This window comes from Serratia sp. Je.1.23.a (assembly GCF_051129805.1).
In the GTDB taxonomy this organism is placed as follows: domain Bacteria; phylum Pseudomonadota; class Gammaproteobacteria; order Enterobacterales; family Enterobacteriaceae; genus Serratia; species Serratia liquefaciens.
On record NZ_JBCPSR010000002.1, the window covers coordinates 489,619 to 513,285 of the forward strand.

A 23,667-nucleotide genomic window follows, 5' to 3' on the forward strand; every position below is an offset into this window, starting at 1 on the left:
CGCCGGTTTAAGGGGTATACTCGCCCTCCATTTTACCGGAGAGAAACACATGCTTGCAGGTATGCCGTCGTTAAGCCATCTAGAGCAGCAGGAAGCTGCGGATCGTATCCATCAGCTGATGGAACAAGGCATGAGCAGTGGTGAAGCCATCGCGCGCGTCGCGCAGGAAATCCGCGAAAAACATCAGGGTGACCAGGTTAGCGTGATGTTCGATGACGAAGATGACGATGAAGAGTATCAGGAACGCCCGGAAGACCAGGGTGATGATGACTCGGAAGAAGACGAAAACTATTGATGTTGCAGGGGCCGGCAAGCCGGCCCCAAAGCCTTAACCTTCAATGACCACCGCAGCAGCAGCCTGCTTGGCCGACTCTACCGCCAACTCGATATTTTCAGCTGTCGCCAACGCGACGCCCATCCGACGTTGACCTTCAATTTCCGGTTTGCCGAACAAACGCAGCTGATTGTGGCCGGTCAATGCACGATCCAGCCCGCTGAAACGCAGGTCGCTACTGGTAAGCTGTGGCAGGATCACCGCCGAGGCAGAAGGGCCGAACTGACGGATTGCGCCAATCGGCAGACCGAGGAAAGCACGCACGTGCAGTGCAAATTCAGACAGGTCTTGTGAAATCAGGGTCACCATGCCGGTATCGTGTGGGCGCGGTGAAACCTCGCTGAAAATCACTTCGTCGCCACAGACAAACAGCTCGACGCCGAACAGGCCAAATCCACCCAGTGCCTTCACCACGTTTTCCGCAATGGCCTGCGCGCGGCTGAGCGCCAGTTCGCTCATCTGCTGCGGCTGCCAGGACTCACGGTAATCCCCGTCTTCCTGACGGTGTCCGATCGGTGCGCAGAAATGTACGCCATCGACGGCGCTGATGGTCAGCAGAGTAATTTCAAAATCGAACTTCACCAGGCCTTCGACAATCACCCGTCCCCCGCCGGCACGGCCACCCTGTTGGGCGTAATCCCAGGCGGTTTTCAGCTGCTCCGGGCTGCGGATCAGGCTTTGTCCCTTGCCGGAAGAGCTCATGACAGGTTTGATGATGCATGGGTAGCCGATTTCGTCGACGGCCTGATGGAAGGCTTCTTCACCGTCGGCAAAACGGTAGCTGGAGGTCGGCAGGCCGAGCGTTTCTGCCGCCAGGCGACGGATGCCTTCGCGGTTCATGGTCAGGCGCGTCGCTTCTGCGCACGGCACCACACGGTGCCCTTGTTGCTCCAGTTCAACCAGCATGCCGGTGGCGATAGCTTCGATCTCCGGCACGATGTAGTCAGGACGTTCCTGTTCAATCACGGCTTTCAGCGCATTGCCGTCCAGCATGTTAATAACGTGGCTGCGATGGGCCACGTGCATGGCCGGGGCATTGGCGTAACGATCTACTGCAATCACTTCCAGCCCCAAACGCTGGCATTCGATGGCAACTTCTTTACCCAGCTCGCCGGAGCCGAGCAGCATAACGCGGGTGGCGGAGGGGCGCAGGGCGGTTCCAATAGTTAACATAGTCTCGTACCTGGATCTGTGGAGAGTAACGCGGTCTGATTGTGGGCGAGCAGTATATACGAAAACGTTTGCGTGTGCAGCCGGTGGCAAACGCGTTGTCGGTTTCTGGGGTAAAACCCCGACTGATGGCTTTTTTTATGCGTGAAATCCGTAATCCTGACTATCTCTGTTATCATCTGCGGTTGATTCGGTGCTGCCGTGGGCGCGCCGCCATTCCATTTGCCATATAAGAGTTATCGCCGTGAGCACAGTTTCTTTTTCTTCCCTGCCGCTGCCAGCCGAACAGTTGGCCAACCTCAACGAACTGGGGTATGCCGAAATGACGCCGGTGCAGGCTGCCGCATTGCCCGCCATCCTGAAAGGGCAGGACGTACGTGCCAAAGCAAAAACCGGCAGCGGTAAAACGGCGGCGTTCGGCATTGGCCTGCTGGACAAAATCAACGTTTCCCAAGTGGCCGCTCAGGCACTGATCCTGTGCCCGACGCGTGAGCTGGCGGACCAGGTGAGCAAAGAACTGCGTCGTCTGGCGCGCTTCACTCAGAACATCAAAATTCTGACCCTGTGCGGGGGCCAACCGATGGGGCCGCAGCTCGATTCGCTGGTGCACGCGCCGCATATCGTGGTGGGCACGCCGGGGCGTATTCAGGAACACCTGCGCAAGAAAACGCTGGTGCTGGATGAACTGAAGGTGCTGGTGCTGGACGAAGCCGACCGCATGCTGGACATGGGCTTTGCCGACGATATCGACGATGTGATCAGCTACACGCCGCCGCAACGTCAGACCCTGCTGTTCTCTGCAACCTATCCGAGCGGGATCGAACGCATCAGCGCTCGCGTGCAGCGCGAGCCGCTGAATGTGGAAGTGGATGACGGTGAAGAGCAAACCACCATCGAACAACGTTTCTACGAAACGACCCGCGATCAACGCCCGGCGGTATTGGTGTCGGCGATTCGTCATTACCAACCTTCTTCTTGCGTGGTGTTCTGCAACACCAAACGCGATTGCCAGAGCGTGTACGAAGCGCTGGAAGCGCGAGGCATTAATGTCCTGGCGCTGCATGGCGATCTGGAACAGCGCGATCGTGACCAGGTGCTGGTGCGTTTTGCCAACCGCAGTTGCCGGGTGCTGGTAGCAACTGACGTTGCTGCGCGCGGTCTGGATATTAAAGAGCTGGAGTTGGTGGTCAACTACGAGCTGGCGTTCGATCCGGAAGTGCACGTGCACCGCATCGGCCGTACCGGCCGTGCCGGCTTGAGCGGCCTGGCGATCAGCCTGTGTACGCCACAGGAAATGACGCGCGCGCATGCGATTGAAGAGTATCTGCAGATCAGAGTTAACTGGGCCCCGGTGTCCGAGTTAAGCGGTGCGGGAAACACCACGCTGGAAGCCGAAATGGTCACCCTGTGCATCGACGGCGGGCGTAAAGCCAAGATCCGTCCTGGCGATATTCTCGGCGCACTGACCGGCGAGGCCGGGTTGACGGCGGCGGAAGTGGGTAAAATCGACATGTTCCCGGTGCATGCCTACGTGGCGATCCGCAAGGCCAGCGCGCGTAAGGCGCTGCAGCAGCTGCAGCAAGGCAAAATCAAGGGTAAGAACTGCAAGGTGCGGTTGTTGAAATAAGTCGCGTCAGGGGTGCGCTTGCATCCCTGCGTATAATCACCTTATACTGGTTATAAATACAGTATTCTAACCTTTGAGGAATGCACACATGGCGGTTGAAGTTAAATATGTGGTGGTGAGAAACGGTGAGGAAAAGATGACTTTCGCGACCAAGAAAGATGCCGACGCTTACGACAAAATGCTGGATCTGGCCGACAGCCTGGGTGAGTGGCTGCAGCAGGCTCCGCTTGAGCTGGATGACGAACAGCGAGAAGGCCTGAGCTTCTTCCTGGCGGAAAACAAAGATGCGCTGGGGCAGATTTTGCGCGGCGCGACGCCGACTGAAACACCGAAGAAAGCTGCCAAAGTGAAAACGGAAAAACCTGCTGCTACCCCAAAAGAGGGATCTGCGTCAGAAAAGCAGGCAGCATAATGACTTATGTTGCGGTAATGTGATGAAAAAGGATCTAGAATGAGCCGTGAAATAACTTTCTTCACTCGCTTTGAGCAAGACATTTTGGCCGGGCGCAAGACCATTACCATTCGGGACGCCAGTGAGTCTCACTTTCAACCCGGTGAGGTTTTACGCGTTAGCCGCAATGAAGACGGTGTTTTCTTCTGCATGATTGAAGTGCTGTCGGTTACGCCGGTGCGTTTGGATGCGTTAACCGAGCAGCACGCCCAGCAAGAAAACATGTCGCTCAGCGAACTGAAGCAGGTGATCAAGGAAATCTATCCGGGGCTCGATGAGCTGTTCGTCATCACCTTCGCCAAACGCTGATCTTTTGCCAGACCAGTTGTGAGCCAAGGGCTGGCGCCCGCGGGTAGCGTAAATCACAACTGGAGGGAATATGAAAGCAACGGGACTGAGTTTGGCCGTAGCACTGTTGGCCACGGTAGGTTTTACCACCACGGTGCAGGCGCAGGAACAACGCAGCGCGAAGGTGGCACAATGCGCGGGTCTGCAACCGGCAGACGTCGCCGCTCAGGTGAAACGCGATTACCTGCAGAACCGCATTACGCGCTGGGAGTCGGATAAAAAGCTGCTGGGTACCGCTACCCCGATAGCCTGGATCAGTCCGGAGGCGATTACCGGCAAGGACGCGGTATGGCAGGTGCCGTTAACGGTACGGGGCACCAAGCTGGATAAAACCTACAATGTCACCCTAGACTGCAACGCCGGTAAAATCACCTATAGCGAACCGCAATAATCTCACCGTTTTCCGGCGTATTAACGTCTGAAAAATATCAAGCCCGCGTTAACAGCGGGCTTTTTGTTTTTTTAGTGTCAGCGTCAGTCGGTAAATGGAATAACCAGTTCACCCGGCTTCACTTCCAACCCTTTAGCCAGTTTCTTGGCCATGGCTTCTGTTTTACTGTTATCCGGGTTCAGCACATAGGCCGGCTTTTGATCGAAATAGGATTTCAGCGATTGATTCAGATAAGGGGTCAGGGCCTTCATCACCGTCTGCATTTTCTCCGGCTGCACGCTGTAGTCGGTCAACTCCATGTCTTTGAGGAACACCGCGCCTTGTTCACGGTCATACACCGGCTGTGCCTTCAGCGTCAGCTTCAGGTCCGCGGTCTGCGGGCCGAGAATGGAAGTGATATTCACTTTCGCATCGCCGGAAAGGGTAACCTTGCCCGGTTCGCTACGCCCAATTTGGCTCTTTAGCTGAGTCAGCACGATATTGGCGTCCAACAGCCCTGGCACGCCGATCTGCTTCTGGTAATCGTTGTGCTTTTGCAGGTAATCATTCACTTCCTGCTCGCTGAGCGTGTACTGGGTCAGCTGATTGCAGCCGACCAATGCGCCGGCGAACAGCAGGGCGGCTGCGCCCATCAGGATCTTTTTCATGTGTGCCTCATAGCTACTGCCAACGAAAATGCTGCAGATTATTGATTTGTCATTATAAACGCTCGCTGTCTGCGAAGGAAACCGTTGATGTCAGCGAGCAGGGTGATAGTGCGCGTGAAATGCCTGGCTACCTATCGGATAACGCTGAAACTGTTCAGCGCCGCAGACGCAGTACCAGCAGCAAGACACCACCCAGGCAGGCCAGCGCGCCCAGCGCCGGAAACAGTGGAATACCCCACAACCGCAGGGAAGAGTGCATCAGATAGGGCGCCAGGCCCAACGCGAAGGCGGCGGTGACAATAGCAATGGCCAGGGTGATGGCGGCTCGCTCCAGTGCCTTGCTCAATTGATCAATATTCTTGACGTTGATATCGGCGCTGATTTTCCCGCCTTTGAGACGGCGCATCAGCAGCCGCAAGGTTTGCGGCAACTCTTCACTGGCGTCCAATGCCTCGCCGCCCAATGCCAGCATGCGCCGACGTACCGCCTCCGGGGTATAACGCTGCAGCATCACCTGTTGCAGCATAGGTTTCAGGGTGGCGATGATATCGAAATGGGGATCCAGCCGATGCAACACGCCGTCGGCCGTGATTAACGCCTTGAACAGCAACACCAGGTCTGGCGGCAGTGCCAACTGATGCTCACGCACCATCACCAACAAATCGGTCAGCGCCTTGCCCAGTGTGAGAGTGGCAGAGGCCTGTTTATCGAGAAAGTTTTGCGCCGCCAACTCCAGATCCAGCAGATCCAAAGGATCGCTGTCCGACCAGGCGATCAAGGTGTTGACGATGCCGGCGGATTCTCGTTCGGCGATGGCCTGCAGCAACAGCAGCAATTGATTACGTCGCCGTTCGGAAAGCTGCCCGACCATACCGAAATCGATAAAACCGACGCGATTATCCGCTAACGCCATTACGTTACCCGGATGCGGATCGGCATGATAAAGACGGTGCTCCAGCACCATTTTCATAAAGGCCTGTGCGCCGCGCTGAGCGAGTAATGGGCCATCTAATCCTGCCGCCGTCAGTTGCTGCGGATTTTCCGGTGCGATACCCGGTAGAAATTCCTGCACCAGCAGGCGCTGAGACGACCATTGCCAGTAAATCTTCGGAATGACCACGTTGGGCTGCTGGGCAAACTGTTGGGCGACCCGTTCGCAGTTGTTACCCTCGTGAGTCAGGTCCAGTTCATGCGTCAGCGCGGTTGCCAGGGCTCTGACCATCTGCCGTGGACGATAATGAGCCAGCGCCGGGCTCTGTTGCTCCACGGTTTCCGCCAGATAGGTCAGCAGGCGCAAGTCAGCTTGAATGGTTTTTGCCAGGCCGGGACGTAACACCTTAATCACCACCGCTTCGCCGCTGTGCAGGCGGGCGCGGTAAATTTGCGCCATCGAGGCAGCGGCCAGCGGGGTTTCGTCAAATTCGGCGAACAGGCTGTGCGGGTCACCCTTCAAGTCTGCCCGGATCTGTGGTGCCAGTTGTTCCCACGAAAGGGTGCTTGCCTGACTGTGCAGACGGTCAAGTTCGTCGGTCCAGCTTGCGTCCAACAGATCTGAACGGGTAGCCAGGATCTGGCCGAACTTAACAAAGGTCGGCCCCAAGGCTTCCAGCGCCGCACGCAGGCGCTGCGGCAATGTTTGACCGTCTTGCCTTTCACTGCCGCCTTCAGCACCGCTTAACAGATTGCTCAGACCCAGCAGACGAATCACATCCTGCAATCCATAACGGATCAGCACGGTGGAGATTTCTTTCAGCCGTGCCCGATCGCGGGCAGTGACCAGCACCATTTTCAACATTTGCGCGCTATATCCTTATCGCGGGGGTTACTGTTCCATATCGAACAGCAGTGGGACGTCACTGCGTTGCGCCATACGGTTGCGATAAGCTTCTACGTTTTCCGGCAGCGTAAGCCCGGCGACGATCGACAGCGAACGCAGCAGGGGGAACAGGTGGATATCATCTTCCGACAACGTGCCATTCACCGCGTCTGCGGAGACCACCAGGCCGGAAAGTGTTTGCAAGTCGTCCTCCAGTTGGGCAATCAGATCGGCACTGTCGGCAAGGTGCTCGGAAAAATCCCCGATCGAGGCCTGCTTTTTGTCGCTAAAGTACTGGCGTGCACTGTCAGTGGCGAACTCTTCGAAGTCGGCATTGGCAAAGCGCGGCAGCAGTAGGTTGATGCTGTAACCACCGACCCGCTGCAGCCAGTCGGCGATCGCCGGGTTGGTTTTACCGGTCAGCAGCGGCTTGCCGTCGAGGTTATCAACGTAATGCACGATATCCATGCTTTCAGGAAGATAGCTGCCGTCATCCTTTTGTAAAATCGGCGCCATTTTTTTGCCAATCATGCCGACAGGCGTCGCTTCATCATCGCTGAGGAGGGTGACCAGGCGGACGGGCAGGTTTTTCAGGCCGAAAATCATGCGGGCTTTAACGCAGAATGGGCAATGATCGTAGATAAACAGTTTCATGCTTGCTCCGGTTGTCAGGTTTCAACAGCAATAGTTATCACAGCATACTGAGGCTGTCGCGAAAAGTTATTGTTGGAAGGTGCGTAATTGGTGTTTGGCCCGTACAGACTGCGCGGGCCAAAGCAGGGATTATTTTTTTGTCGGAACGGAATTAATCACTTCTATCAAATGTATGCGTGCTTCTTCCAAATCGATTTTATCACGCTCGTTGCTGGCGTTGACTATCTGCAGCTGTTTGATGATGTCGCTCTTTAAAGTGGCATTGTCAGCGATGACGTGGGCCAGCGCTTTTTCTACCAATGTTGACCGCGCGTAGATCATGCGCAGGTTCAGTACCATGTGTTCCAACAGCTGCGGTAATTTGTCTTCTTCACTCATCGCCAACTTCTCCCGTTTATGTTTTTACTATCAGGATAGCAGCTGTGGGTAATTCGGCTGATTTTCTGGCAACTTAGAGAAAAATCTCAGCCGCCGGGCAGCGCTTCCGATGCGATGCTGCGTGGATTGAACTGCCAATAAAGGGCGAATAGGGTTATCAGTCCCACGATGCCAAGCAGTATCCAGGGCAGTTCCGGCATGCCAACCGCATGGCCGGTGTCGTACATCCAACCGCCGCCGGTATAACCCACAGCGCCGCCCAGCGCCAGACCAAGCCGGCTGAATCCCATATAACTGCCGCGTGCGCGCGGATCCGCTAGCGAAGCACTGAGGGTTTCACGCGCTGGTTCGGCGATGATGGAGCCGAGATAGAAACAGCAAATCAGGGTAAATACGCCCTGAAGACTGGTAGCCAGCCCGACCGGGATCAGGCTGAGGGTCATCAGCAACAGCCCGGCCATCAGCCGCTGCTCCAGACGGAAACGTTTTTCGCTCCAGCGCGCCAGCGGGTAGAGTAGTGACAGCGACAGTGCGGCCTCAATGGCATACATCCATTTCACCGCCGTCGGTGAACCAGCGATTTCATTGACGACAATTGGCAGCATCAACATCACCTGTACCGACAGCATGTAGTAACCGGTCAGGGTCAGTACATAGGTCAGGAAGCGGCGATCGCGCAGGACACGCATCATGCCTTCCTTCATGGGCGCGCGAATGGTGGATATTCGGTATGCCGGCAGCAACCAGGCATTCCAGCCTGCCGCTAGCACAAAAATGCCCGCGCCGACCCAGCACACAAAGTGGAAATCATACTGCAGCAACCAACTGCCGATCAGGGCGCCGATGACCGCACCGGCGCTGTCTTGCATCATCAACAAGGAATAAAAACGACCGCGTTCATGCGGGCGGGTAAGCTTAATCACCAATGCGGTACGCGGTGGATCAAACAGCGTGCCGCCGAGGGCGGACAGGGCGCAGGAGAACCACAGTATCCAGGGTTGGTCGGCCATCGCCATGGTGGCGAAGCCTGCCGCGCGCATCAACATGCCGGTGACAATCATCGGTTTGGCGCCGAATCGGTCGGCTATCGCGCCCCCGAAGATCCCCAGACCTTGCTGGATCAACTGGCGTAAACCCAGCGCTGCGCCGACCACCACCGCCGCCCAGCCAAGCTGATCGACAAAGCGAATCGAAATAAGCGGGAAGACCACAAAAAAGCCTAAAACCACCAACAGATTATCGAGTAATAGAAAATATTTACCCAAGCTCCGCGCTTGCGATACCAGAGACATGCTTCACCACGAGCAATTAAGAGGGAGAGGAGTGCAACCGCTCTAGTGTGTACCCAATCCCGTATTGCCGATAGGGGCGGGATAGATAATATTTTTTTATCGTCAATACGTTACCTGCGCGGCAAAACGGCACGAAAATAGTCGTAAAATGACTAATCGCTTATTTACTGAGCTGCCGGGATTTTACCTCTGGGGCAGGCTGCGGTTATATTAAATGAGGGTAAGTGCGGTTCTGCGCCGATGGTTGAGAAATAATGGCTCAGAATAGGTTCGTCGCCGGATTATTGTCCAAACGTGCGCCCAATAAATACTTCTTATCGAACCGTTCTGACCGCGGGGGAAATGATGTTTGGCTACCGCTCTGCATCACCAAAAGTACGCCTCACCACCGACCGACTGGTTGTCCGTTTAGTGCATGAACGCGATGCCTACCGGCTGGCGGAATACTATGCCGAAAACCGAAGCTTCCTTAAACCCTGGGAACCGGTTCGGGATGAAAGCCACTGTTATCCTTCCGGCTGGCAAGCGCGGCTGGGGATGATCACCGAAATGCAAAAGCAGGGCAGCGCCTACTATTTTATCCTGCTCGATCCGGAAGAAAATGAAGTGCGCGGCGTGGCCAACTTCAGCAACGTGCTGCGCGGCTCATTCCATGCCTGTTTCCTCGGGTATTCGCTGGCCGAGAAATGGCAGGGCCAGGGGCTGATGTTTGAAGCGTTGCAGTCCTCCATCCGCTATATGCTGCGCCAGCAGCGTATGCACCGCATCATGGCTAACTATATGCCGCACAATCAGCGCAGTGGCGCACTGCTGACCCGCCTGGGATTCGAACGTGAGGGTTATGCCAAGGATTATCTGCTGATCGACGGGCAGTGGCAGGATCACGTACTGACAGCTTTAACCAATAAAGAATGGCTACCGCCACGCTGAGGCAAAATAATGAAATATGAATTAAGTGCTAAAGAAGCCAGGATAATTGGCTGCATGCTGGAAAAGCAGGTAACCACCCCGGACCAGTATCCCCTTTCTCTCAATGCCATCACCCTGGCCTGCAATCAGAAAACCAACCGCGAACCGGTGATGGATCTTGCTGAAAACGAAGTTCAGCAGGTGCTGGATCTGCTGTTAAAGAAACACTTTTTGCGCACCCTGAGCGGTTTCGGCAATCGGGTGGTCAAATATGAACAGCGTTTTTGCAATTCAGAGTTTGGTCAGCTCAAGCTGAGCGCCGCTGAATTGGCGGTGATCGCCACTTTACTGCTGCGTGGCGCACAAACCCCTGGGGAATTGCGTACCCGAACCAACCGCATGCATGAATTTAATGATGTTACCGAAGTGGAGCAGGTGCTGGCGCAGCTGAGTGCGCGTGAGGATGGCCCCTTTGTGGTGCGGCTGGCGCGGGAGCCAGGCAAGCGTGAAAGTCGATTTATGCATTTGTTCAGCGGCCAGATTGACGAGGCACCTGCGGAAGCATCAACGGCCAATGACAGTGATTTACACGAGCGAGTGAGTACGCTGGAAAACGAAGTGGCGCAGCTTAAACAGCAAGTGCAGGCGTTATTGGAGCGGGGATCGCATGAGTAAATTACGCGTTGGCGTGGTGGGGTTGGGCGGTATTGCTCAAAAGGCTTATCTGCCAATCCTCAGCCAGGCGGCAGACTGGACGTTAGTCGGCGGTTTCTCCCCGAATCAGCAAAAGGCACAGCCCATTTGCGACAGCTATCGCATGGCCTGTTTTTCGGGGCTCGACAGCCTGGCGCAGCAGTGTGATGCGGTGTTCGTTCACAGCAGCACCGCCAGCCATTTTCAGGTGATTGGCGAGCTGCTGCGATATGGCGTTCACGTTTATGTCGACAAACCGCTGGCGGAGACCGTGGAACAGGGCGAACAGCTACTGGCTCTGGCTGAAAAACAGGGCAAGGCGCTGATGGTTGGCTTTAACCGTCGCTTTGCACCGCTGTACCGTCAGTTGAAGCAGGATATGAACCAACCGGCGTCGATTCGTATGGATAAACATCGTGCCGACAGCGTCGGACCCAACGATGCGCGCTTTACCCTGCTGGACGATTACCTGCACGTGGTGGACACCGCACTGTGGTTGGGTGGCGACGCTGGGCAACGGCTTAGCGGTAGCCTGCGCATTAACGATGTCGGTGAGTTGGTTTATGCCGAACACCATTTTGAATGCGGAGAAACGCTGGTGACCACCAGTATGCATCGTCGGGCCGGCAGCCAGCGCGAAAGCGTACAGGCGGTAACGGACGGCGCAATCTATCAAGTAAACGATATGCGTCAGTGGCTGCGGGAAGATTCACAAGGCGTGCTGGAACAGCCGGCACCCGGCTGGCAAACCACGCTGGCGCAGCGCGGTTTTGACGGCGCGATCCGTCATTTCCTGGCCTCCGTCAGTAACCAAACGCTGCCGGAAACTGCCGGAGAGCAGGCGATCGCTGCCCAGCGGGTGATTGAACGCCTGTTGCGAGACGCCAATTTGTAACATAACTCCATGTAACATATCAGAGTAGCTATTCTGCGACGTACGGGTAAACTTAGCCGATAGTTTTACTGACGCCTGCTGATGCAGGCGTCGACATTTACAGGGCACATCAAAAAACCACATGAACCTACTAAAATCACTGGCAGCCGTCAGCTCTATGACGATGTTTTCACGGGTGCTGGGCTTTGCCCGTGACGCCATCGTGGCGCGGGTATTTGGTGCCGGTATGGCAACGGACGCCTTTTTCGTGGCGTTCAAACTGCCTAACCTGCTGCGGCGCATCTTCGCCGAGGGGGCCTTTTCGCAAGCCTTTGTCCCGATCCTGGCCGAATACAAAAGCCAGCAGGGAGAAGAAGCAACGCGTACCTTTATCGCTTACGTTTCCGGACTGCTGACGCTGGTGTTGGCCGTGGTGACGGTGTTGGGGATGCTGGCCGCCCCATGGGTGATTTACATTACCGCGCCGGGCTTTGTCGATTCGCCGGACAAATTCGCGTTGACCTCGTCGCTGCTGCGGGTGACCTTTCCGTATATTTTGCTGATCTCGCTGGCGTCATTGGTGGGGTCAATCCTCAATACCTGGAACCGTTTTTCGATCCCGGCGTTTGCGCCGACGTTGCTTAACGTCAGCATGATTGGGTTCGCGCTGTTTGCCGCACCTTACTTCAATCCGCCGGTGATGGCGCTGGCCTGGGCGGTCGTCGTGGGCGGCGTGCTGCAATTGGGCTACCAGCTCCCGCATCTGAAGAAGATCGGCATGCTGGTGCTGCCGCGCCTCAAACTTGGTGACGCGGGCGTATGGCGAGTGATGCGTCAGATGGGGCCAGCCATTTTCGGCGTCTCGGTCAGCCAGATCTCACTGATCATCAATACCATTTTCGCCTCCTTCCTGGTCTCCGGTTCAGTGTCTTGGATGTACTATGCCGACCGCCTGATGGAGTTTCCCTCCGGCGTGCTGGGCGTGGCACTGGGAACCATCCTGTTGCCGTCGCTGGCGAAAAGTTTTTCCAGCGGCAACCACGATGAATATTCGCGTTTGATGGATTGGGGGCTGCGCCTGTGCTTCCTGCTGGCGCTGCCGAGCGCCATAGCTCTGGGCATTCTGGCCAAGCCGCTGACCGTCTCTTTGTTCCAGTACGGCAAGTTCAACGCCTTCGATGCCGCCATGACCCAGCGTGCGCTGGTGGCCTATTCGGTGGGACTGATGGGATTGATCGTCGTGAAGGTGTTGGCGCCAGGGTTCTATTCGCGTCAGGACATTAAAACGCCGGTTAAGATTGCCATTATCACGTTGATCTTAACCCAGGTGATGAACCTGATGTTTATCGGTCCGTTAAAGCATGCGGGGCTTTCGCTGTCGATTGGTCTGGGAGCCTGTATTAACGCTTCGCTGCTGTATTGGCAGTTGCGCAAGCAGAAGATTTTCCACCCGCAACCGGGTTGGGCTCTGTTCCTGACTAAACTGGTGATTGCGGTGATCGTGATGTCGGTAGTATTGGTCGGGGTGATGTGGCTGATGCCTGCCTGGGATCAGGGCAATATGCTGGCACGCCTGCTGCGTCTGGCAGTGGTTGTGGTCGCAGGTATTGTGGCTTACTTCGGCGTATTGGCAGGCTTGGGTTTCCGTCCACGCGATTTTGCTCGGCGAGTGGCGTAACTGGGCTTTCCCACTTTCAGAACATAAAAAGGGTCGCCTCGGCGACCCTTTCTCGTATTCAGCGTGATGACTTACATACGTTCGACGGTTTCGATACCCAGCGTATCCAGACCGATTTTCAGCGTTTTGGCAGTTAACAGTGCCAGCTTCAGGCGGCTCTGGCGCGCTTCTTCGCTGTCTGCATTCAGGATCTGGCAGTGTTCGTAGAAGCCGGAGAACAGGCCCGCAAGATCGTACAGGTAGCTACACATCACGTGCGGGGTACCTTCGCGTGCCACGGTGGTGATCACTTCTTCAAACTGTAGCAGGCGGGTCGCCAGCGCAATTTCGCGCTCTTCGGTCATCACCAGCGGCAGGGTCAGATTACTTTCGTCGACACCGGCACGTTTGAATACGGAAGCCACACGGGTGTAAGCATACTGCATGTAAGGTGCGGTATTGCCCTCAAACGCCAGCATGTTGTCCCAGTCGAAGATATAGTCGGTGGTGCGGCTTTTCGACAGGTCGGCGTATTTAACCGCACCAATGCCCACGGCATTGGCCAGGCTTTGCATCTCTTCCGCTGGCATGTCCGGGTTTTTCTCGGCGATCAGTTTACCTGCACGATCGACCGCTTCATCCAGCAGATCGGACAGTTTCACCGTGCCGCCTGAACGGGTTTTGAACGGCTTGCCGTCTTTACCCAGCATCATGCCGAACATGTGGTGTTCCAGCGAGAGGGAGTCTGGGATATAACCGGCTTTACGCACGATGGTCCAGGCCTGCATCAAATGTTGATGCTGGCGTGAGTCGATGTAGTAGAGCACGCGGTCGGCGCCCAGCGTTTCATAACGGTATTTTGCACAGGCGATGTCGGTGGTGGTGTACAGGTAGCCGCCATCTTTCTTCTGGATGATGACACCCATAGGCTCGCCGTCTTTATTCTTGTATTCGTCGAGGAATACCACGGTGGCGCCTTCGCTTTCTACCGCCAGCCCCTTGGCCTTAAGATCGGCCACGATGCCCGGCAGCATCGCGTTGTACAGGCTCTCACCCATAACATCGTCTTCGGTAAGGGTGACGTTCAGGCGGTTATAGGTCAGCTGATTCTGCGCCATGGTGATATCGACCAGTTTGCGCCACATCTTCAGGCAGTATTGATCGCCGCCTTGCAGTTTTACCACGTAGGCACGGGCGCGTTCGGCGAACTCGGCGTCTTCATCATAGTGTTTCTTTGCTTCACGATAGAACTGCTCCAGATCGGACAGGCCCATATCGCTGGCGTTTTCGTTCTGCATTTTTTCCAGATAGGCAATCAGCATGCCGAACTGGGTACCCCAGTCACCCACGTGGTTGGCGCGGATCACTTTATGCCCCAGGAATTCCTGAGTGCGTGCCGCAGCGTCACCGATAATGGTGGAGCGCAGGTGACCGACGTGCATTTCTTTCGCCACGTTGGGCGCTGAGTAGTCAATCACGATGGTTTGCGGTTTGACGGGCGCAATACCCAGTTTTGGCGCGCCAAGCACCAAATCAGTTTGCTGCGCGACCCAGTCGCTGTTCAGGAAGATATTGATAAAGCCGGGACCGGCGATTTCCACTTTGCTGGCAACGTCGCCGAGATCAAGCAGTTGCACCACTTTTTCTGCCAATTGGCGCGGCGGCATGCCGAGTTTCTTGGCGACGGACATCACACCATTAGCCTGATAGTCGCCGAACTGCGCTTTGGCGGACTGACGGACCTGCGCTTCGCAATCGGCTGGCGCGCCTGCGGCAATCAGCGCCTGGCTGACTTTATCTGAAAGAAGAACCTGAATATTCACCGGGTTACCTTAATGACGAACGAGGGGCCGTATGCCATGCCCCTGTGGGATTCAAAGGTGGTTTTACTGGCCACGCGTCAACACGCCGACCCACCACAAAACAGCCTGCAATTGTAACCGATCTGATGAGTGACGTCAGCAGTTGGCGCGGGGGAAGGCGAAAGTCGCAGTTTGATTATGCCTGGCGCCGCAAAGCGCCAATGTTGCGGAAGGCAAAGCTGAAGGGAAAAACGAGAAAAAGACGATGTCTGTGGGAAAATAAAATAGCAGGGTTAGTGTTTTTTGTTTCGGCGGCCAGCGTCCAACGTATTATTGCGGCGCGATTTAAAGTGGCGAAAGATCGCGTAAACGGCAATAACGACCAGCAATAGGGAGATTATTAAAAGAAACATGATTGATTATCTCTGGCTCAATTTTCACTAAAGTAGCTCAATTGATATTTTCAAGCAATTGTCGATGCCTCGTTTAGGAGGATTCTCATGCTTTTATTATGATAATTTTAATAATAACAGTGCATTGTCTTTTTGATGTTCATTCCATTAAGTTTTTCATTGGTTTTTACTACGTGAGGATTAACTATTTATTAAGCATTTTTTAACGCCAATTTTGATGTGTTTTTGCGCTTAATAAGTTAGTAGTACTCTCATGGTTCAGTTCATAAGAAAAAACTATAAACTAATTCCATAGCCATTATCTGAAATTAAAATTCAGGAAATGCTAACCCGTGCAGTAATAAGAACAGGGTAAGTTATTTTTTGTGCGTTTTCACGTCTTCTAAAGCGAAAAGTTAATCAGCGATGGCATCTTCTGCTAAAAAAACGCAGTTTGCTGGACTGGCCCTGTGGCTAGCGGCATCTCAGGCGTGTAAATTACCCCCCTGAAAACCGCTTTTGTTGTTTCGAGGACCCTATGACTAGCTTCCCGGCTATTGCCGAACTTCACGATTTAGCGCTGGATCTACCGCGTTTTGAGCAGGCGCTGAGCCAGTTTGCTGAAAAACTGCATCTGGATCTGTCCGAATTCACTGCAGACCACGTTTCGCTGCGCTGCCATCAAAACACTACCGCTGAACGCTGGCGACTGGGGTTAGAGCAGTGTGGTTCGCTGCTGTCGGAGGCGATGATCAATGGCCGTCCTATTTGCCTGTTTGACCTTCAGCAGCCACTTAAGGTGGGGCCTTGGTTAATTGATTGTGTCGAACTGCCTTACCCCGGCGAAAAGCGCTATCCGCACGAAGGTTGGGAACACGTAGAGCTGGTGCTTAGCGGCGAACCGGCCACGCTTTATGCGCGTGCGTTGGCCCACTTGCCGGATGAAGCGCTGCTGGCTCCGGGCATCAAACTGAAACAAAGCTCACCAAAGGGAGAAGGCGAACGTTTACCGAACCCAACGCTGGCGATCACCGACGGCACCGTGACGATCAAATTCCATCCTTATTCCATCAGGGACATTGTCGCCAGCGAGCAGGGTTAATTGGGCTGCAGCGAGCGGGTGGCCAGCAGCATGCGGTCTAGCGCCTGGCTGAGCAGTTCGCGCCGACAACCAAAATTCAACCGGACAAAGCGCCGGTTGCCAAAATCCAGACCCGGGCTTAATCCTACGCCGGCCTGTTCAAAGAAGGCGTGCGGGTTATCGACCGGCAGCTGGCTGCAGTCTATCCAGGCCAGATAGGTGGCTTCGATGGGCTGCAGTGCCAGCCCTGGCATGGCATTAATACGCTCGATCACCCAATCACGGTTTGCGCGTAGATAAACCAACAGTTCGTCCAGCCACTCTTGCCCATGTTGGTAAGCGGCCTGCGCAGCAACCAATGCGAGCACATCCACCTCCGGCACAATACCGCTGCGCGCACGGACCAGCTTCTTGCGCAGCTCCGGGTTGGGAATAATTGCCATTGAGGCACCAAGACCGGCGATATTGAAGGTTTTTGACGGCGACATCAGCGTGACGCTGCGCTGGGCGGCATCATCATTCAACGTGGCGAAGGGGATGTGTTCACAACCCGGTTCAAGCAACAGATCGCAATGAATTTCATCTGAACAAACAACCAGATTATGTTTTTTGGCAAACTCATGCTGTTGCAACAGCTCCTGTCTGCGGTAGACGGTGCCGCCGGGATTTTGCGGGTTGCACAGCATCAATAATTTCTCTGCACCGCTGAGCTGTGCTTCGACAGCGCTGAAATCCAATAGCCAGCGCCGGTCCTGCAGCGTCAACGGCACCGGTAGCTGTGTGCGGCCGGCAAATTTCGCTGCTTTGCGGAACGGCGGATAGATTAGCGAGGGGGCCAGAGTGCCTTCTCCCTCGGTGGTAAAAGCCCTCACGCATAAATTCAGGCCGCAAACCAGGCCAGGCAGGAAAACCAGCCATTCAGGATTGATATGCCAGCCGTAGCGCTCTAGCATACGGCGGGTAAAAACCTCAATCAGCTCAGGGGAGGGATGACCGTAGCCGAATACGGCATGAGCGACGCGCTGCTGCAAGGCATCAATAATTGCCGGCGGTGACGGGAAGTCGGTATCGGCAACCCAGAGCGGAATAACGTCGCGGCCGCGATATTTATCCCACTTAACGCTGTCACTGTGACTGCGGTCTACCCATAGATCAAAATTGAATGCCATAGTTACTACCCTGAGCTGGCTTATGCTTACTATGAGCCTAAATGAGAAATTGAAAATTTAACAATGGCCGTCGCAAGTTAGCCGTCATCTGGGGGTGACAATGATTAAACTGGAAGTTTGCTGCTATAGCGTCGATTGCGCGCTGACGGCCGAGCGGGCAGGTGCCGATCGTATAGAGTTATGTGCCAGCCAAAGTGAGGGCGGCTTGACGCCAAGCTATGGCTCTTTACGTCTGGCACGCGACAGGATCGGTGTGCCGGTGCACCCTATTGTTCGTCCACGCGGTGGGGATTTTTGCTACGGTGCGGTGGATTTTGACGTGATCAAGCATGATATCGCCCAGATCCGTGATATGGGCTTTCCCGGTGTGGTGGTGGGCATGCTGGATGAAGAAGGGCATATCGATCTGCCGCGCATGCAAGAAGTGATGCGTTTGAGCGGTAATATGGCGGTGACGTTCCACCGCGCTTTCGACATGTGCCAAAATCCGCTGGTGGCGCTCGATCAACTGACGCAGTTGGGCGTGGCGCGGATACTCACCTCAGGCCAGCAGCAAAATGCGGAATTGGGATTGCCCTTGCTGCGCGATCTGGTGCAGGCCAGCCAGGGACCGGTGATTATGGCCGGTGCCGGCGTGCGGCTCAGCAACCTGCACAAGTTTGTCGATATCGGTATTCAGGAGCTGCACAGCTCCTCCGGCCACGCGGTGCCTTCGACCATGCGCTATCGCAAAGCCGGTGTCACCATGTGTTCAGACAGCGAGTTTGACGAGTTCAGCCACTATTGCGTAGACGGCGATATGGTAGAGGCGATGAAAAACTCGTTGGCACTGGTTGATCCCCTGGCGCAAAGCGCCTAAAACGAATTGCTAACCCGCAAGCCTCGGTTTTCCTGCCGGGGCTTTTTTATTTCCATGATCCCCGACGACCTTGTCCTGTCAGCGCTGGCACTGATGGCGTCCAATGACGGCGCCATAACAAGTGTAATAACCTCTGTCGTCAGCCAGCTCGCATGGCTGCATAAAACACAGGGATTTGTACGGTTATGGAGGAGTCATGAAGTGTTATTTGATTTTGTTGTTGATGGCCTGTCTTGCATTGTCCGGCTGCGTCGCAGCTTATTACCGCTAAGGAGAGTGGCATGCGTTATCTGATGATTGTATCGCTGATTTGTTGTTTAAGTGCCTGCGCCTCTATGTATTACAGGTGAATGACGATGAGAAGACTAACCGCTATCGCATTGCTGATGCTGACAGGTTGCGTGTCGGTGTATGGGCCGACAAAAGCCGGTAATCAACCCGCCGAGGGCACGACAGGTGATGCATCTGTTCCTTCCGCAGCCAATGACGGCAGCCTGATCGGTAACCGAAAACCGGATGAGCTGTTCACGCGCACCCTGGCCATTTTAAGCGCGAAAGGGATAACCCCAACGTTGACCGACAGTCGCCTTGGCGTTATCGGGGCTGCCGGGAGCGAGGCCGAACTGGCGGGGCTTTATCTGGATTGCACCGACCAGGCGACCCCGTCAAATCTGACGGAGGAATATCGAATACTGGTGCAGATTTATAGCGCCGGGGAGGGAAGTCATGTCATGGTGCAGGTTAGCGGGGTTGCCGGGCTGACGGCTGCGGATGGCAATGACAAAGTGAAACCCTTTGAATGCAAATCCAGCGGCGTGCTGGAAAAGGACTTGCTGGAGGCCTGGCGAAAATAACGGGCGTAACGTCATCACCCCGATAGGTACGAGGTGATGACGTTTTTCACTTTAGGGCTTCCTGGCTACCAGTACGGCACGCAAGGGCGCGGGGTAGCCTTCGACAGTTTTGCTCGGGTCTTGTGGATCAAGGAATTCGGCCAGTGACTCACTGGTCATCCAATCTGTGCGGCGTTGCTCTTCGGTGCTGGTGACGCACATGTCGGCGATTTTAACGTCGACGAAACCGCACTTCTCCAGCCAGCATTTCAATGCTTCGGCTGACGGAATAAAGTAGACGTTACGCATTTGCGCGTAGCGATCACCGGGTACCAGAACCTGATGGCGATCGCCTTCCACCACCAGCGTTTCCAATACCAGCTCGCCTTCGGAAACCAACTGGTTTTTCAACTGATACAAATGGTCCAGCGGCGAGCGGCGATGGTACAGCACGCCCATTGAAAATACCGTGTCGAACGCGGCCAGCTCAGGCAGTTGCTCAATACCGAGCGGCAACAGGTGGGCGCGTTGATCGCCGCCCAACAGCTTACGCACCGCTTCGAATTGGCACAGGAACAGCTGCATCGGATCTATGCCCACCGCCAAATGCGCACCCGCGCCAACCATGCGCCACAGGTGATAACCGCTGCCGCAGCCGACGTCGAGAATGGTACGACCGGCCAACGGCGAAATGTGCGGTAATACGCGATCCCACTTCCAGTCGGAATGCCATTCGGTGTCGATATCGATGCCATACAATGAGAACGGGCCTTTGCGCCACGGCATCATGGTGCGCAGCATCTTTTCAATGCCTTCCAACTGGCCCGGCGACAAAGGGGGTTCCATCTCGGCACGGACGCCGTGCAACAAATCAAGCTGGGTGGGGGTCAGTGCCGGTAAATGTTCAACCGAATTAAACCACTGCTTGAATTTACCGTGTAGTGACTCGCGCTGCCAGGCGCTGAGCTGTGCCGGCAGGGTATCCAGCCAGTGGCTGAGGTTGCTTTTCGCGATGCGTTGATAAAAATCGCCAAACTCAATCATGCTGCGGCTCCCGCTTTCAACGCGATCAGTGAACCGAAGTTAAAGCACTGGAACCAGACTTCCGCATGCTCAAAACCGGCCTGTTTCAGACGGGCTTTGTGGGCGTCCACGGAGTCAGTCAGCATGACGTTTTCCAGCATGCTGCGCTTCTGGCTGATTTCCAACTCGCTGTAACCGTTGGCACGTTTGAAATCGTGATGCATGTTGAACAGCAATTCGCCGACATCGGCATCTTCAAAGCTGAACTTCTCCGACAGTACCAGTGCGCCGCCAGGGCGCAGACCGCGGTAAACCTGTTCCAGCAGGCGCAGGCGGTCGGCGGGTTCGAGGAATTGCAGGGTAAAGTTCAGGACTACCATCGAGGCGTTTTCGATGTTGATATCAAGGATATCGGCTTCGATAACGTCTACCGGGGTGTCGGCGCGGAAGGCATCAATATGACGGCGGCAGCGCTCGACCATGGCCGGAGAGTTGTCGACGGCGATGATGTTGCAACCCGCCACCTTGATATTCCGCCGCATCGACAGCGTGGCTGCACCCAGCGAACATCCCAGGTCGTAAACCCGACTGTCGGGCTGCACGAAACGCTCGGCCAGCATGCCAATCATGGAAATGATATTGGAATAGCCTGGAACGGAACGCTGGATCATGTCAGGGAACACTTCAGCGACGCGTTCGTCGAAGGTCCAGTCGCCCAATTTGGCGATCGGGGCAGAAAAAAGAGTATCGCGGTTTGGCATAGCGGAAAATCGGTTCAGAATTCGAAGGGGCGTATTCTAACAGATAATGACAAAAAGCGCAGCGGAAGCAGGCGGCGTAGCCGCCTGAGGACGAACAGGGGATTAATGCAGGCTAAAAATAAGATCCCATGGCAGATAGAAAATATTGGCCAGTACCATTAACACCAGCGAAATGTAGGTGGCCGCCATGCCCGATCGACGCCAGCGCACCTCGCGGTTACGCAGACCGTAGTAATGCACCAAACGGCCGGCCATCAGCATCAGACCGCAAATATGGATCATCCATATTTCAGCGCCGTTCATCTCCATGATCACCAACAGCACTGCGGCGATAGGAATGTATTCTACGGCATTGCCGTGAACGCGGATTGCAGTTTGCAGCTCATAAAAACCGCCGTCCCCGTAGGCGACACGGTATTGCATCCTTAACCTAACCACGTCATAAGAGAGTTTGATCAACAACAATGCGCCGAGCACTACATAAAGCGCGCTTACCATTTTTAACTCCATTCCCTAACCAAAACTGGCAGCCAGCATCATAGCCGCCATTGCAATCACTGTCGCGAGGAAAAATCTGATGTAATTGGTCAGATTAATCGGTCAAAACAGCGCATCCTGCTCCGGCCAGTCCGGCGGTGGGGGTAAATTCGGAATAGCCTGATACAGCTGCTGCCAGATTTTCTGTGCCTGCTGGGGGGAATCACCATTATCCGGCGTATGTATAAACAGAAAAGGTTGGTGCTGTTGCTGCCAAACGGGCAATTTCTGTTGCCAGGCGTCGAACCAGCGCAGGTTATCTTGCAGCACATCGCCGCCGATGAAACGTACCAGCGGATTGTTGGCGGTGACCAGAGCATGCACCGGTAGCTTGGGCTTTTTCTGCTGGGCATCGCGCACGGCGGCGCTGTTGGGCAGGGCGTGATGCACCGGCCGGCTGTCGAGGATCACCCGGTTGATACCCCGCTGGTGTAACCCCTGATTCAGCAGCAGCTCTTCCTCGCCTTTGTCGAAAAACGCCGGATGCCGCACTTCCACGCCATAGGTAAACTCTTTCGGCAAAGCGTCGAAGAACTGCCACATCGCCGGTAATTCCGCCGGGCCGAACGCCGCTGGCAATTGCAGCCACAGCTGGCCTATGCGCTGATGCACCGGACCCAGGCAGTGGTAAAATGCCTGCAGATCGGCGGCACAATTACGCAGTGCAGCCTGATGGCTGACGGTGGCGGGGAACTTGAAACAGAAGCGAAAATCATCGGTGGTCATATCGCGCCAGCGCTGGACTATTTCCAGTTTAGGTAACGCGTAGAAGGTGGTATTGCCTTCCACGCAGTTAAAATAGCGGCTGTAATCCGCCAGATCGCGCAGCCCGATACGATTCCAGGCCGGGTGTTGCCACTGTGGGAGTCCGATATACATCAAGCTTGCATCTTCCTTAATTTTCCCTGCAGTCAAAGGTGAGCGCAGCAGGCTGCGCCCCTACAAGTTAGCGTTACTGGTCGAGTGCGGCAACAATTTCGCGGGTGCTGCGAACACGCGCCAACCGCGGGAAGATATTATCGAAAGCAAACTGGTGCATTTCAGCATTTTGCGCACTGCAGAGATCTTCGGCTATCACTAACTCGTAGCCGTGTTCCCAGGCCGCGCGAGCCGTGGATTCCACGCCAATATTGGTGGAGATACCGCCCAGCACCACCGATTTAATGCCACGGCGACGCAGTTGCAAGTCAAGATCGGTGCCGTAAAACGCACCCCATTGGCGCTTGGTCACCAGAATGTCGCGGTCGCTCACCGCCAGGGATTCCGGAAATTCCCACCAGTTGGCAGGCAATCCGCCGGCAGGGGCGGGAGACGGCTTGTCCACCGGCTGTTTCAGCGCTTCGGCGAAAGAGTCGGACCAGCCGACGCGTACCAGGATCACCGGTGCCCTCAGCGAACGGAAATGTGCCGCCAACTGCGCGCCATTGGCCACCACGCTTTCGGCGCTGTGTGGGCCACCGGCGAAGGGCAGGATGCCGTTTTGCAAATCAATTAACACCAGTGCGGTGGTATGAGCATCAAGTTTCAACATGGAAATATCTCGTGACAAGGTGGATGAAATACGCGCAGCTTAGATAGCGCGCTAAACAAGCATCGATTCAGGCTACGTGAAAAAAGCATCACCGGTTAATGAGAAATTTGTTAATCAATGTGTTACTTCGGGCAAAAACACACCATTTAGTGCTGCAACAAAGCTGTGTTCGCACTTATCTGGCGCATGAATTTCCTTTATAATGATCGCCTTTTTTCAGCTCACTTTACTCCAACGACCTATGCCGATTTATGAATATGCATGTGGTGCTTGCAGCCACCGGTTAGAGAAGTTGCAAAAATTTTCCGATGCGCCGCTGACGGATTGTCCGGCGTGTAGGCAGCCCGCGTTAACCAAGCTGATTTCTTCCACCGGTTTCCAGTTAAAGGGTACCGGTTGGTATGCAACCGACTTCAAACCGGGCAAGTAAATATACCC

The 23,667-nt window shown here is 55.1% G+C and carries 27 protein-coding genes; 14 read left to right on the forward strand and 13 right to left on the reverse strand.

Features of this window, described 5'->3' with window-relative positions; genetic code table 11:
• The first annotated feature begins 49 nt into the window (after positions 1 to 49).
• Complete coding sequence (locus AAZT04_RS10070; protein ID WP_044551884.1) at positions 50 to 295, forward strand: YoaH family protein; 246 nt, start codon at positions 50 to 52, stop codon at positions 293 to 295.
• Positions 296 to 328: 33 nt separating this feature from the next.
• Here the strand turns inward: AAZT04_RS10070 and purT are convergent, their stop codons facing one another.
• Positions 329 to 1,507, reverse strand: a complete 1,179-nt coding sequence (purT, locus tag AAZT04_RS10075) for a formate-dependent phosphoribosylglycinamide formyltransferase (RefSeq protein ID WP_258089555.1) — start codon at positions 1,505 to 1,507, stop codon at positions 329 to 331.
• Positions 1,508 to 1,748: 241 nt separating this feature from the next.
• Between purT and dbpA the strand changes: the two genes are divergently transcribed.
• From dbpA to yebF, 4 genes are all read left to right on the forward strand, one after another.
• Complete coding sequence (gene dbpA, locus AAZT04_RS10080) at positions 1,749 to 3,131, forward strand: ATP-dependent RNA helicase DbpA (RefSeq protein WP_048760146.1); 1,383 nt, start codon at positions 1,749 to 1,751, stop codon at positions 3,129 to 3,131.
• A gap of 88 nt (positions 3,132 to 3,219) precedes the next feature.
• Positions 3,220 to 3,543, forward strand: a complete 324-nt coding sequence (locus AAZT04_RS10085; RefSeq protein WP_048760144.1) for a YebG family protein — start codon at positions 3,220 to 3,222, stop codon at positions 3,541 to 3,543.
• 39 nt (positions 3,544 to 3,582) lie between these two features.
• On the forward strand, positions 3,583 to 3,891 hold the full coding sequence (gene yqfB / locus AAZT04_RS10090; RefSeq protein ID WP_020827289.1) for a N(4)-acetylcytidine aminohydrolase: 309 nt from the start codon (positions 3,583 to 3,585) through the stop codon (positions 3,889 to 3,891).
• A 70-nt stretch (positions 3,892 to 3,961) separates the two neighbouring features.
• Positions 3,962 to 4,321, forward strand: coding sequence for a protein YebF (yebF, locus tag AAZT04_RS10095; protein ID WP_048760142.1), 360 nt, complete (start codon positions 3,962 to 3,964; stop codon positions 4,319 to 4,321).
• An 83-nt stretch (positions 4,322 to 4,404) separates the two neighbouring features.
• Here the strand turns inward: yebF and AAZT04_RS10100 are convergent, their stop codons facing one another.
• From AAZT04_RS10100 to mdtH, 5 genes are all read right to left on the reverse strand, one after another.
• Positions 4,405 to 4,968: a lipoprotein gene (locus tag AAZT04_RS10100; protein ID WP_020827287.1), complete on the reverse strand. Its 564-nt coding sequence runs from the start codon at positions 4,966 to 4,968 to the stop codon at positions 4,405 to 4,407.
• 154 nt (positions 4,969 to 5,122) lie between these two features.
• Complete coding sequence (locus AAZT04_RS10105; protein WP_048760139.1) at positions 5,123 to 6,763, reverse strand: ABC1 kinase family protein; 1,641 nt, start codon at positions 6,761 to 6,763, stop codon at positions 5,123 to 5,125.
• Between the two features lie 27 nt (positions 6,764 to 6,790).
• Positions 6,791 to 7,438: a glutaredoxin 2 gene (gene grxB, locus AAZT04_RS10110; RefSeq protein ID WP_048760137.1), complete on the reverse strand. Its 648-nt coding sequence runs from the start codon at positions 7,436 to 7,438 to the stop codon at positions 6,791 to 6,793.
• Positions 7,439 to 7,567: 129 nt separating this feature from the next.
• The gene (locus AAZT04_RS10115; protein WP_434679908.1) at positions 7,568 to 7,816 is read right to left on the reverse strand and encodes a hypothetical protein; all 249 of its coding nucleotides are present in this window, start codon (positions 7,814 to 7,816) and stop codon (positions 7,568 to 7,570) included.
• A gap of 86 nt (positions 7,817 to 7,902) precedes the next feature.
• Complete coding sequence (mdtH, locus tag AAZT04_RS10120) at positions 7,903 to 9,108, reverse strand: multidrug efflux MFS transporter MdtH (protein WP_048760135.1); 1,206 nt, start codon at positions 9,106 to 9,108, stop codon at positions 7,903 to 7,905.
• A 345-nt stretch (positions 9,109 to 9,453) separates the two neighbouring features.
• Between mdtH and rimJ the strand changes: the two genes are divergently transcribed.
• From rimJ to murJ, 4 genes are all read left to right on the forward strand, one after another.
• Positions 9,454 to 10,038, forward strand: a complete 585-nt coding sequence (gene rimJ, locus AAZT04_RS10125; RefSeq protein ID WP_020827282.1) for a ribosomal protein S5-alanine N-acetyltransferase — start codon at positions 9,454 to 9,456, stop codon at positions 10,036 to 10,038.
• A 9-nt stretch (positions 10,039 to 10,047) separates the two neighbouring features.
• On the forward strand, positions 10,048 to 10,692 hold the full coding sequence (locus tag AAZT04_RS10130) for a YceH family protein (RefSeq protein WP_434679910.1): 645 nt from the start codon (positions 10,048 to 10,050) through the stop codon (positions 10,690 to 10,692).
• Positions 10,685 to 11,605, forward strand: a complete 921-nt coding sequence (locus AAZT04_RS10135) for a Gfo/Idh/MocA family protein (protein ID WP_048760132.1) — start codon at positions 10,685 to 10,687, stop codon at positions 11,603 to 11,605. Before AAZT04_RS10130 ends, AAZT04_RS10135 begins: the two co-directional genes overlap by 8 nt.
• 121 nt (positions 11,606 to 11,726) lie before the next feature.
• Entirely contained in the window at positions 11,727 to 13,262 is a 1,536-nt protein-coding gene (murJ, locus tag AAZT04_RS10140) for a murein biosynthesis integral membrane protein MurJ (protein WP_041414637.1), read from the forward strand.
• Between the two features lie 71 nt (positions 13,263 to 13,333).
• Here the strand turns inward: murJ and argS are convergent, their stop codons facing one another.
• The gene (argS, locus tag AAZT04_RS10145) at positions 13,334 to 15,064 is read right to left on the reverse strand and encodes an arginine--tRNA ligase (RefSeq protein WP_020827278.1); all 1,731 of its coding nucleotides are present in this window, start codon (positions 15,062 to 15,064) and stop codon (positions 13,334 to 13,336) included.
• A 125-nt stretch (positions 15,065 to 15,189) separates the two neighbouring features.
• On the opposite strand from argS, the gene AAZT04_RS10150 reads away from it, so the two are divergent.
• Both AAZT04_RS10150 and AAZT04_RS10155 read left to right on the forward strand, forming a co-directional pair.
• Positions 15,190 to 15,435 carry a hypothetical protein gene (locus tag AAZT04_RS10150; protein WP_165367011.1) on the forward strand — a complete coding sequence of 82 codons (246 nt, stop codon included), beginning with the start codon at positions 15,190 to 15,192 and terminating at the stop codon, positions 15,433 to 15,435.
• 538 nt (positions 15,436 to 15,973) lie between these two features.
• Complete coding sequence (locus tag AAZT04_RS10155; RefSeq protein ID WP_048760130.1) at positions 15,974 to 16,537, forward strand: VOC family protein; 564 nt, start codon at positions 15,974 to 15,976, stop codon at positions 16,535 to 16,537.
• Here the strand turns inward: AAZT04_RS10155 and AAZT04_RS10160 are convergent.
• Positions 16,534 to 17,685: a MalY/PatB family protein gene (locus AAZT04_RS10160; protein WP_129982729.1), complete on the reverse strand. Its 1,152-nt coding sequence runs from the start codon at positions 17,683 to 17,685 to the stop codon at positions 16,534 to 16,536. The genes AAZT04_RS10155 and AAZT04_RS10160 overlap by 4 nt on opposite strands.
• A 100-nt stretch (positions 17,686 to 17,785) precedes the next feature.
• On the opposite strand from AAZT04_RS10160, the gene cutC reads away from it, so the two are divergent.
• Both cutC and AAZT04_RS10170 read left to right on the forward strand, forming a co-directional pair.
• Positions 17,786 to 18,544, forward strand: coding sequence for a copper homeostasis protein CutC (gene cutC, locus AAZT04_RS10165; protein WP_048760127.1), 759 nt, complete (start codon positions 17,786 to 17,788; stop codon positions 18,542 to 18,544).
• Between the two features lie 356 nt (positions 18,545 to 18,900).
• Entirely contained in the window at positions 18,901 to 19,398 is a 498-nt protein-coding gene (locus AAZT04_RS10170; protein WP_065424718.1) for a hypothetical protein, read from the forward strand.
• 51 nt (positions 19,399 to 19,449) lie between these two features.
• On the opposite strand, the gene cmoB is transcribed toward AAZT04_RS10170, so the two are convergent.
• From cmoB to AAZT04_RS10195, 5 genes are all read right to left on the reverse strand, one after another.
• The gene (cmoB, locus tag AAZT04_RS10175) at positions 19,450 to 20,421 is read right to left on the reverse strand and encodes a tRNA 5-methoxyuridine(34)/uridine 5-oxyacetic acid(34) synthase CmoB (protein ID WP_020827272.1); all 972 of its coding nucleotides are present in this window, start codon (positions 20,419 to 20,421) and stop codon (positions 19,450 to 19,452) included.
• Positions 20,418 to 21,161 (reverse strand): carboxy-S-adenosyl-L-methionine synthase CmoA, encoded by a 744-nt coding sequence (gene cmoA, locus AAZT04_RS10180; protein ID WP_046373343.1) that lies wholly within the window; start codon positions 21,159 to 21,161, stop codon positions 20,418 to 20,420. Before cmoA ends, cmoB begins: the two co-directional genes overlap by 4 nt.
• A gap of 102 nt (positions 21,162 to 21,263) precedes the next feature.
• A complete protein-coding gene (locus tag AAZT04_RS10185; RefSeq protein ID WP_020827270.1) occupies positions 21,264 to 21,659 on the reverse strand; it encodes an MAPEG family protein in 396 nt (131 codons plus the stop codon).
• Between the two features lie 102 nt (positions 21,660 to 21,761).
• Entirely contained in the window at positions 21,762 to 22,577 is an 816-nt protein-coding gene (locus AAZT04_RS10190) for a DUF72 domain-containing protein (RefSeq protein WP_020827269.1), read from the reverse strand.
• Positions 22,578 to 22,650: 73 nt separating this feature from the next.
• The gene (locus AAZT04_RS10195) at positions 22,651 to 23,229 is read right to left on the reverse strand and encodes a hydrolase (protein ID WP_048760123.1); all 579 of its coding nucleotides are present in this window, start codon (positions 23,227 to 23,229) and stop codon (positions 22,651 to 22,653) included.
• Positions 23,230 to 23,470: 241 nt separating this feature from the next.
• Between AAZT04_RS10195 and AAZT04_RS10200 the strand changes: the two genes are divergently transcribed.
• Positions 23,471 to 23,659, forward strand: a complete 189-nt coding sequence (locus tag AAZT04_RS10200; RefSeq protein WP_041415442.1) for an FmdB family zinc ribbon protein — start codon at positions 23,471 to 23,473, stop codon at positions 23,657 to 23,659.
• Positions 23,660 to 23,667 lie beyond the last annotated feature (8 nt).